Raw genomic sequence first — 8,774 nt, 5'->3', positions numbered from 1 at the left:
AGGTGGGAGAACCGCGTCTTCCACCGCACGCCGACCCGCTCGAACTCCTGCTCGCCGAACCCCGGGAAGCCTGCCCCGACGCCGAGCACGAGCCGCCCCTCGGCGATCAGGTCGAGCGAAGCGAGCACGAGCGCGGTCTGGGCGGGATCGCGGTAGGCCGGGAGGAGCGCGGCGGTACCGAGCGTGACCCGGCGGGGGGCCTGGGCGAGCGCGGTCAGCAGGGTGAGTGGTTCGAGCCGTCCGTACGGCCGGGGTTCACCGAGCCAGACCGAGTCGAAGCCGAGCGCTTCGGCCTCGACGGCGAGGCCGGTCAGCGCGGCGGCCGACGCCGGGTTTTCCTGGTTCGTCGGCAGGATGAGTCCGTATTCCATGCCGGACAGCCTCCGGCCGGGGGTGCCCGGCCTCAATTCCTCGTAGGGAATGCAACGCTGGTGCCAGGATGGTGCCGTGAGTGCCTTCTCCGACACGCTGCGGGCGTGGCGCGCCAAGCGCAGGCTGTCCCAGCTCGAACTCGCGCTGCGCGCCGGTACGACGCAGCGTCACGTGAGCTTTCTGGAGAGCGGCCGGTCCATTCCCGGACGCGGCATGGTCGTGCGGGTCGCGGAGTCACTGGAACTGCCGTTGCGGGACCGCAACGCACTCCTGCTCGCCGCCGGGTACGCGCCCGGCTACCCGGAAACCGCGCTCGACAGCCCCCGGCTGCGGCCGGTACTCGACAGCCTGCGCCGGCTGCTCGACGGGCACCTGCCCTACCCGGCCATCGTGATCGACCGGTTCGGCGACCTGGTGGCCGCCAACGACGCGGTCACCCTGCTCTTCGAGGACGCGGCGCCCGAACTGCTCGACCCGCCGGTGAACGTGCCGCGCCTCGCCCTGCACCCGCAGGGAATGGCTCCCCGGATCGCGAACTTCGACGAGTGGGCGCAACACGTCCTCGACGGGCTCCGGCTGGCGAACGAACGGTCCCCACACGAGCGGCGGGCCGCGCTACTGGCCGAGCTGGAGGGTTACGTGCCCCCGCCGCCCGAGCCGGGCGCCGACCATCTCGGGTTCGCGGTGCCGATGCGGCTGCGCACCCGGCTCGGCGAGCTCAGCCTGACCACGGCGATCACCACCTTCACCACGGCGGTGGACGTGACGATTTCGGAACTGCGACTGGAGACCTTCCTGCCCGGCGACGAGGTCACCGCGAAGGCCTTCACCGCAGGACTTCGGGAAGATCCGGTCAGCGGCCGAGGTGGGCACCGCCGTTGAGGTGGACGACCTGGCCGGTGAGGTGACCGGCACCGGGACTCGCCAGGAACCCGACCGTCTCCGCGATGTCGTCCAGCGTGCCCGCCCGCTTGGTGCGGGTCTGGTCGATCAGCCACGCACGGCGCTGCTCGGTGAGGTTCCCGCGGAAGAACTCGGTGCCTTCGATCAGCCCGGGCGCCACCACGTTCGCGGTGATGCGCCGCGGGCCGAGTTCCCGCGACAGGTCCGCGGTCCAGGAATCGATCGCCGCCTTCGCCGCACCGTAGGAGCCCGCCCCGTTGCTCGCCGCGATCGAACCGATGTTGACGATTCGGGCGTCGCCGGCGAAGCGCGGCTTCAGCGCGGTGGTGACCAGGACCGTGGGCAGCACGTTCGCGGCGAAGTTCGCCGTCCAGTTCGCCGCGAGCGCGGCCAGATCACTCGAGGGCTCCCGATCGAACTCGGCGTTGCCCCCGGCGTTGTTGACCAGCACGTCCACGCGCTCGGGAAGTTCGGGGAGCGCGGCGGTCACGGCCGCGGGGTCGGCGGCGTCGAAGGGCACGGCCCGCGCCCCCAGCCGGGCGGCGGCCTCGGTCAGGACGTTCCGGCGGCGGCCGGTGATCGTCACGCGATCGCCCGCCCGCACGAACCAGGACGCCACGGCACTACCGATCCCGGTGCCGCCGCCGGTGACCACGACCTCCCTCGGATTCGCCATCGGAAACAACTCCTTAAGTGTTAAAGTACCCACATGGCCGAAAGTACCGGTGCTCCGGAAAAGCCGTCAAGCGACGGGGTCGACGCCATCGCGGAAGCCTGGCTGCGCGAGCGCCCCGGCACGCCGGTGTCCTCGATCGGGGTGATCACGCGCATCTGGTGGACCGCCAAACTGCTCGACGAGGACCGGCGCGAAACGATGCTGCGGCTCGGGATGGACTCGGCCACGCTGGACCTGCTCGCCACGCTGCGCCGGGCCGGGCCGCCGTACCGGTTGCCACCGGGCGAACTGGCGAAACGCGCGCTGGTCAGCGCGGGCGCGATCTCGCAACGGGTGGCCCGCGCCGAGCGCGACGGCCTGGTCCGGCGGCTGCGTTCACCGGAGGACGGCCGCGGTGTACTGGTGGAACTCACCGAGAAGGGGCACACCGAGGTCGAACGCGTCGTGGACGGCCTGCTGCCGCACGAGGAGGAACTGCTGTCGGGCCTGTCGCCGGAACAGCGCGGGCAACTGGGCGACCTGCTGCGGATCCTGCTCGCCGACCTCACCCGCCGCAGCCGGCGCTGAGGACCGGCCGGGGCCTGTGCCGAAGCAGCGGAGCCACTTCGACCAGGTCCTAATGCAGGCGCAGGCGGGGTTTGTGTTCGAGGTTGGACAGCCCGTTCCAGGCGAGGTTGACCAGGTGCGCCGCCACTTCGTCCCGCTTGGGCTTGCGCGCGTCGAGCCACCACTGACCGGTCAGCGCGACCATGCCGACCAGTGCCTGTGCGTAGAGCGCGGCCAGCTTCTCGTCGTACCCGCGCGCCGCGAACTGCTGCCCGAGAATGTGCTCGACCTGGCTCGCGATGTCGTTGAGGAGCGTGGAGAACGTCCCGGTCGACGAGGCCACCGGGGAATCCCGCACCAGGATCCGGAATCCGTCGTGGGATTCCTCTACGTAGCCGAGCAGGGCACTGGCCGCCTGCTCCAGCATCGCCCTCGGATGTCCACCGTGCAAAGTGGACACCATGCGGTCGAGCAGCAACTGCGTCTCGCGGTCCACGACGACGGCGTAGATACCTTCCTTGCCGCCGAAATGCTCGTACACCACGGGTTTCGACACGTTCGCGCGCTGCGCGATCTCCTCCACCGAGGTGCCGTCGAAACCCTTTTCGGCGAACAGGGCCCGCGCCACGTTGAGCAGCTGCTGCCTGCGTTCCGCCCCTGTCATCCGTACGCGGGCCACCGGGGCCGGAGGGCGCGCCCCGGTGGCCGCTTCACGTTTTGCCCGCCTTCTCGCCGCCACTTGAGCAGCCTACGGGCGGCCTTACCGGCCTTCGGCGGCGGCCAGTCTCTCGAGCCGGGCCGGAGTCGGCCAGCGCACGTCGTGCACCCAGCCGAGCTTTTCGAACAACCAGATCGTGCGGGCCGAAATGTCGATCTGCCCGCGCTGCACACCGTGCCGCGCCGAGGTGGGGTCGGCGTGGTGCAGGTTGTGCCAGGCCTCGCCGAAGGAGAAGATCGCCAGCGGCCAGAAGTTCGCGGACTTGTCGCGCGCGGCGAAGGGCCGCTCGCCGATCATGTGGCAGATCGAGTTGACCGACCACGTCACGTGGTGCAGCACGCAGACCCGGACCAGACCGGCCCAGAAGAACGCGGTCACCGCGCCCCACAGCGACCAGGTGATCAGCCCGCCGAGCAGCGCGGGCAGCGTCAGGGTGAGCAGGGTCCACAGCCAGAACAGGTCGTTGACCTTCTTGATCGCCTTGTCCTTGAGCAGGTCGGGCGCGAAGCGCTCGGCATTGGTCTGGTCACGCTCGAACAGCCAGCCCATGTGCGCGTGCCAGAAACCCCTCGCGATGGCCATCGGCGAGGTGCCGTAGGCCCACGGCGAGTGCGGGTCGCCGTCGCGGTCCGAGAACGCGTGGTGCCTGCGGTGGTCGGCGACCCAGGTGATGACGGGACCCTGCACGGCGAAGCTGCCCGCGATGGCCAGCGCGATCCGCAGCCAGGGCTTGGCCTTGAACGAGCCGTGGGTGAAGTACCGGTGGTAGGAGACGGTGATGCCCATCCCGCTGAGCGCGTAGAAGAAGACGAACAGGCCGACATCCACCCAGCTCAGCCCCCAGCCCCAGGCGAAGGGCACCGAGACGGCCAGTGCCAGCAGGGGCAGCAGCACCCCCAGGTACACCGAGAACTGCACACCGGCTGGCCGGTGTCCACTCATGATCGGTTTGGGGGCTTTGGTGGCGGGGGGTTCAAGGGTAGCCGTCATGCACAACCACTTCTTCCTGCGTGGACAGCCCTGAGAAAGGGCCGCCTAACCTACGACTGCGTAAGTTACGGTACAGGAGGTTTGGCCTGCTGGGGAGGGCCGAAAGCACACAGAACCCCTGATCAACCACCGCTTCCCGCGATCGGTATTCTGACCAGGCACGATCCGCCGTAGTGTAATTGGCAGCACTTCAGATTTTGGTTCTGACAGTTCAGGTTCGAATCCTGGCGGCGGAGCTGCCGTGCCGGACCCCGGACGACGAAGGGGGTGCACCCCGCTGCTGAGCGACAGCGAGCAGACGAGCAGGCGGCCAGCGCTGGCGGAGTTGTCGGATGCCTGGCTGGTGGGGCGCGCACGGGAACTCATCGCCGCGGTACAGCACACCCATCGCGGCGAACAGCTGGAGATCGTGCGCTCGCTGGACGAGATGCTGGAGGAAGCGCAGCGCCGCGGGGAGCCGGTCCTGGTCGCGCAACTGGTGCGCGCGGCCGCGCTCGCCCGCCTGATCACCAGGGGGCTGGCCGCCGAGGCCGAGCCGCTGCTGGACGAGATGCTGGCGCACACGCGACGGCACGGCCTTGCCCTCTACCGCGCGGACGCGCACGCCCTTCGGGGCCGCAGGCTCGTGCTGGCCCAGCAGGAGGACGCGGCGCTGACCGAGATCGCCCGCGCGCTGGCCGTCCTCGACGATTCGAGCAGCCCGGACATGCACATGTCGCGCCGGGAATGGTCGAAAACGCAGTCCAGCGCGTTCATCGACTGCTGGCTGGTGCTCAACCAGCTGGGCGTGTACGAGGCCGCCGAAGAGGTGATCGGCCGGGCCCACCAGGCGGTGCGGGAGACCGCGGGCCCGCACGAGATCACCCTCCAGTTGATCAACCGGGTGAAGATGCTGCTGGGCTGGGGACTGCGGCTGGAGCGGGTCGACCGGCACGAGGAGGCCGGGGCCAAGTTCGGCACGGCGGCTTCGATGGCGGTCGCGGTGGAGGCGCCCTTCACCGAGTCGCTGTTCCCGCGCCGGGTCGGGGTGCCCGCGATCGACCAGGTGGGGGTGCTCGCGGCGGCGCTGGCACTGGCCGCTCCGGACGCCGCGCACGTCGAGCGGTTGCAGCGCCTGCTCAGCGAGCCGGGCTACCCGCACGAGCAGGTGATCGTCGCGATCGCGCTGTCCCGTTGCCTGGTGGCCGCGGGGCGGCGGGACGAGGCGCTGAAGGCCCTGCACGCGACGCGCCTGAACCTGGAAGAGGACAATTCCCAGCCCTCCATGCGGCTCAACCTGGTGCGCGAGCTGGCCCGGCTGGAGGTCGAGGAGAACGGCACGACCCAGGCCGTCAGCCCGCTCATGGAGTACGCGAACGCGCTCGAGGCCGAGTTGTGGTCGCTGCGGGAATCGCAGATCGCGACGCTGCACACGCGGCGCGAGCACGAGCGGCTTTCCGCACAGCACGGTGCGATCAGCCAGCAGGCCCTGCAGGACCCGCTGACCGGCCTGCCGAACCGCCGGGCGCTCGACGAGCACCTGCGCACGCTGTCCGCGTCCACCACGGCCCAGCCGCTCGCGGTGGCGCTGGTCGACCTGGACGGCTTCAAGGGCGTCAACGACCAGCATTCGCACGCGGAGGGCGACGACGTGCTCCGCGTGGTGGCCAGCACCCTGCGGGACGCCCTGCGCGGCGACGACATCGTCGCCCGGTACGGCGGTGACGAGTTCGTCGCGCTGCTTCCGGGGGCGCCGGTGTCGGCGGCGAAGCAGGCGCTGGGCCGGGCGGTGGTCGCCGTGTCATCCCTGCCACACCACCTCTCGCGCGGGGTAACCCTGTCGGTCGGGTTGGTGTCACTGCGCCCGCAGGAGCGCCCGGACCAGGTGCTCTCCCGGGCGGATGCGGCGATGTACCAGGCAAAACGCGGCGGCGGCAACCAGGTGGCCACGGCGGGCCCGAGCCCGGCTGAAACCGCGCCCGCGTGGAACGAAACCAGCGCCCACCCCGACCCGGAGCCGGGCGCGGAGGAGCACCCGTAGGATCGACTCCCCGGAAGGGGCCGACCGCAACGGCCGGCCCGCCGTGCCTAAGCCGTCTGCAGTTTGGGAGAGCCGTGACCGGCCCGCTGAGCACACTGGTCCTCGCCGCGGGCGAGGGCACCCGGATGCGTTCCGCCACCCCGAAGGTGCTGCACCCGATCGCCGGCCGACCGCTGGTCGAGCACGCGGTCCGCGCCGTGGCGGGGCTGGAACCCGACAACCTGGTGGTCGTCGTGGGCCACCAGCGCGAAGCCGTCGTGGCGCACCTCGACCGGCTGGCGGGCGATCTCGGCCGCCCGGTCGGGACCGCCGTGCAGGAGACCCAGCAGGGCACCGGGCACGCCGTGTCCTGCGCGCTCGCGACGCTGCCGCCCGGGCTGACCGGCACCGTCCTGGTGAGCTACGGCGACGTGCCGCTGCTGGACACGGCCACCCTGTCCGCCCTGCTCGAAGAGCATCACGGCAGCGGGCACGCGGTGACGGTGCTGACCGCGGTCCCGGCCGACCCGACCGGCTACGGCCGCATCGTCCGCGACGGGTCCGGGGCGATCCGCGGGATCGTCGAGCAGCGGGACGCCACCGAAGCGCAACTCGAGATCACCGAGATCAACTCCGGCGTCTACGCCTTCGACGCCACGCTGCTCGCCGACGGGCTGACGAGGCTGTCCACGGACAACTCCCAGGGCGAGTTCTACCTGACCGACGTGCTGACCAACGCCTGCGCCGAAGGCCGCGACGTGGGCGCGCTGGTGGTCGACGACCCGTGGCTGACCGAGGGGGTCAACGACCGGGCGCAGCTGTCGGTGCTCGGCGCCGAACTGAACCGGCGCCTGGTCCGCCGCTGGCAACTGGCCGGGGTGACCGTGGTCGATCCCGCGACCACCTGGCTGGACGCGGACGTGACACTGGCCCGCGACGTCCGCATCGAACCGGGAGTGCAGCTGCACGGCACCACCTCGATCGGCGAGGGCGCGGTCGTCGGGCCGGACTGCACGCTGACGGACGTGACGATCGGTGCCGGCGCCAAGGTCGTGCGCACGCACGGGGTGGAGGCCGAAATCGGCGAGGGCGCGAGCGTGGGGCCGTTCGCCTACCTCCGGCCCGGTACCCGGCTCGGCGCGCGCGGCAAGATCGGCACCTTCGTGGAGACGAAGAAGGCCGACATCGGAGAGGGGTCGAAGGTCCCGCACCTGACCTACGTCGGAGATGCGACCATCGGGGAGTACAGCAACATCGGTGCTTCGAGCGTCTTCGTGAACTACGACGGGGTCCGCAAGCACCACACCCGGATCGGCTCGCACGTGCGCACCGGTTCGGACAACATGTTCGTCGCGCCGGTCGAGGTCGGTGACGGCGCCTACACCGGCGCGGGCACGGTGATCAGGCGGAACGTCCCGCCGGGGGCGCTTGCGGTGTCTACCGGGCCACAGCGCAATATTGAAGGCTGGGTGACCCGCCGCCGGGCGGGCACTCCCGCGGCGGACGCGGCCGAGGCCGCGCTCGCCGCCGAAGAAAACCAGGAAATCGAGCGGGAGTCGTCAGATGAGTCCTAAGTCCGGCACGCCGAAGAAGAACCTCATGCTCTTCTCCGGCCGTGCACACCCGGAACTCGCGGAAGAGGTCGCCAAGCACCTCGACGTGACGATCACCCCGCAGACCGCGCACACCTTCGCCAACGGCGAACTGTTCGTACGGTTCGAGGAATCCGTGCGCGGTACTGACGCCTTCGTGATCCAGAGCCACACCGCCCCGATCAACGAGTGGGTGATGGAGCAGCTGATCATGGTGGACACGCTCAAGCGCGCCAGCGCCAAGCGGATCACCGTGGTCATGCCGTTCTACCCCTATGCGCGGCAGGACAAGAAGCACAAGGGCCGCGAGCCGATCTCCGCCCGGCTGATCGCCGATCTGTTCAAGACCGCGGGCGCCGACCGGATCATGACCGTCGACCTGCACACCGCGCAGATCCAGGGTTTCTTCGACGGACCGGTGGACCACCTGTTCGCGCAGAGCCTGCTCGCCTCGCACATCAAGAAGACCTACGGTGACGCCGACATCGCGGTCGTCTCCCCCGACTCGGGCCGCGTGCGCCTGGCCGAGAAGTGGGCGCAGCAGCTCGGCGACCGGCCGATCGCGTTCATCCACAAGACCCGCGACCCCGACAAGCCGAACCAGGCGGTGGCCAACCGCGTGGTGGGTAACGTGCAGGGCAAGCTGTGTGTCCTGGTCGACGACATGATCGACACCGGCGGCACGATCGTGAAGGCCACCGACGCCCTGCTGGCGGAGGGCGCCGCGGACGTGGTCATCGCCACCACCCACGGCATCCTGTCCGACCCCGCCACCGAGCGGCTGTCGAACTGCAAGGCGCGCGAGGTCATCGTCACGAACTCGGTGCCGATCCCCGAGGAGAAGCGGTTCCCGGGGCTGACCGTGCTGTCGATCGCGCCGATGCTCGCGGAGGCCATCCAGCAGGTCTTCGAGGACGGCTCGGTCACCAGCCTCTTCGACGGCCACGCCTGATCGTTTTCCGGCGGGGTGGTTTCGCC

Annotated in this window: 9 protein-coding genes and 1 tRNA gene; 6 read left to right on the top strand and 4 right to left on the bottom strand. The window is 70.3% G+C overall.

The genetic code is table 11. From position 1 onward, the window contains the following. Window positions 1–371, bottom strand: a 371-nt coding sequence (locus FNH05_RS24990; RefSeq protein ID WP_144591153.1) for an LLM class flavin-dependent oxidoreductase, incomplete at its 3' end; no start/stop codon positions are given. 76 nt (window positions 372–447) lie between these two features. Between FNH05_RS24990 and FNH05_RS24985 the strand changes: the two genes are divergently transcribed. Next, window positions 448–1,254, top strand: coding sequence for a helix-turn-helix domain-containing protein (locus FNH05_RS24985; protein WP_246127931.1), 807 nt, complete (start codon window positions 448–450; stop codon window positions 1,252–1,254). Here FNH05_RS24985 and FNH05_RS24980 read toward each other — a convergent pair. Continuing rightward, on the bottom strand, window positions 1,226–1,951 hold the full coding sequence (locus tag FNH05_RS24980) for an SDR family NAD(P)-dependent oxidoreductase (RefSeq protein WP_144591151.1): 726 nt from the start codon (window positions 1,949–1,951) through the stop codon (window positions 1,226–1,228). The two genes, FNH05_RS24985 and FNH05_RS24980, sit on opposite strands and share 29 nt — an antisense overlap. 33 nt (window positions 1,952–1,984) lie before the next feature. On the opposite strand from FNH05_RS24980, the gene FNH05_RS24975 reads away from it, so the two are divergent. Further along, window positions 1,985–2,518 carry a MarR family winged helix-turn-helix transcriptional regulator gene (locus FNH05_RS24975; RefSeq protein WP_144591150.1) on the top strand — a complete coding sequence of 178 codons (534 nt, stop codon included), beginning with the start codon at window positions 1,985–1,987 and terminating at the stop codon, window positions 2,516–2,518. Window positions 2,519–2,567: 49 nt separating this feature from the next. On the opposite strand, the gene FNH05_RS24970 is transcribed toward FNH05_RS24975, so the two are convergent. Both FNH05_RS24970 and FNH05_RS24965 read right to left on the bottom strand, forming a co-directional pair. After that, the gene (locus FNH05_RS24970) at window positions 2,568–3,161 is read right to left on the bottom strand and encodes a TetR/AcrR family transcriptional regulator (RefSeq protein WP_144591149.1); all 594 of its coding nucleotides are present in this window, start codon (window positions 3,159–3,161) and stop codon (window positions 2,568–2,570) included. Window positions 3,162–3,257: 96 nt separating this feature from the next. Then, window positions 3,258–4,205: an acyl-CoA desaturase gene (locus FNH05_RS24965; protein ID WP_144591148.1), complete on the bottom strand. Its 948-nt coding sequence runs from the start codon at window positions 4,203–4,205 to the stop codon at window positions 3,258–3,260. Between the two features lie 164 nt (window positions 4,206–4,369). Here FNH05_RS24965 and FNH05_RS24960 point away from each other — a divergent pair. The 4 genes from FNH05_RS24960 to FNH05_RS24945 all read left to right on the top strand — a co-directional run bounded on the left by FNH05_RS24960 (window position 4,370) and on the right by FNH05_RS24945 (window position 8,748). After that, window positions 4,370–4,441 (top strand) — tRNA-Gln (locus FNH05_RS24960). Window positions 4,442–4,632: 191 nt separating this feature from the next. Continuing rightward, window positions 4,633–6,225 (top strand): GGDEF domain-containing protein, encoded by a 1,593-nt coding sequence (locus FNH05_RS24955; RefSeq protein ID WP_144591154.1) that lies wholly within the window; start codon window positions 4,633–4,635, stop codon window positions 6,223–6,225. A gap of 74 nt (window positions 6,226–6,299) precedes the next feature. Continuing rightward, on the top strand, window positions 6,300–7,778 hold the full coding sequence (gene glmU / locus FNH05_RS24950; protein WP_144591147.1) for a bifunctional UDP-N-acetylglucosamine diphosphorylase/glucosamine-1-phosphate N-acetyltransferase GlmU: 1,479 nt from the start codon (window positions 6,300–6,302) through the stop codon (window positions 7,776–7,778). After that, window positions 7,768–8,748, top strand: a complete 981-nt coding sequence (locus tag FNH05_RS24945; protein ID WP_144591146.1) for a ribose-phosphate diphosphokinase — start codon at window positions 7,768–7,770, stop codon at window positions 8,746–8,748. Before glmU ends, FNH05_RS24945 begins: the two co-directional genes overlap by 11 nt. The last annotated feature ends 26 nt before the right edge of the window (window positions 8,749–8,774 follow it).

Origin of the sequence: Amycolatopsis rhizosphaerae, assembly GCF_007713715.1 — a bacterium.
Lineage (GTDB): Bacteria > Actinomycetota > Actinomycetes > Mycobacteriales > Pseudonocardiaceae > Amycolatopsis_E > Amycolatopsis_E rhizosphaerae.
The sequence above is the reverse complement of the archived record's forward strand: the minus strand, read 5'-3'. Positions and strand labels throughout refer to the sequence as shown.

Coding starts and splice junctions, on each gene's coding strand:
- FNH05_RS24980 (WP_144591151.1), bottom strand. CDS start 1,951: ATGGCGAATCCGAGGGAGGTCGTGGTCACCGGCGGCGGCACCGGGATC.
- FNH05_RS24975 (WP_144591150.1), top strand. CDS start 1,985: ATGGCCGAAAGTACCGGTGCTCCGGAAAAGCCGTCAAGCGACGGGGTC.
- FNH05_RS24970 (WP_144591149.1), bottom strand. CDS start 3,161: ATGACAGGGGCGGAACGCAGGCAGCAGCTGCTCAACGTGGCGCGGGCC.
- FNH05_RS24965 (WP_144591148.1), bottom strand. CDS start 4,205: ATGACGGCTACCCTTGAACCCCCCGCCACCAAAGCCCCCAAACCGATC.
- FNH05_RS24955 (WP_144591154.1), top strand. CDS start 4,633: ATGCTGGAGGAAGCGCAGCGCCGCGGGGAGCCGGTCCTGGTCGCGCAA.
- FNH05_RS24945 (WP_144591146.1), top strand. CDS start 7,768: ATGAGTCCTAAGTCCGGCACGCCGAAGAAGAACCTCATGCTCTTCTCC.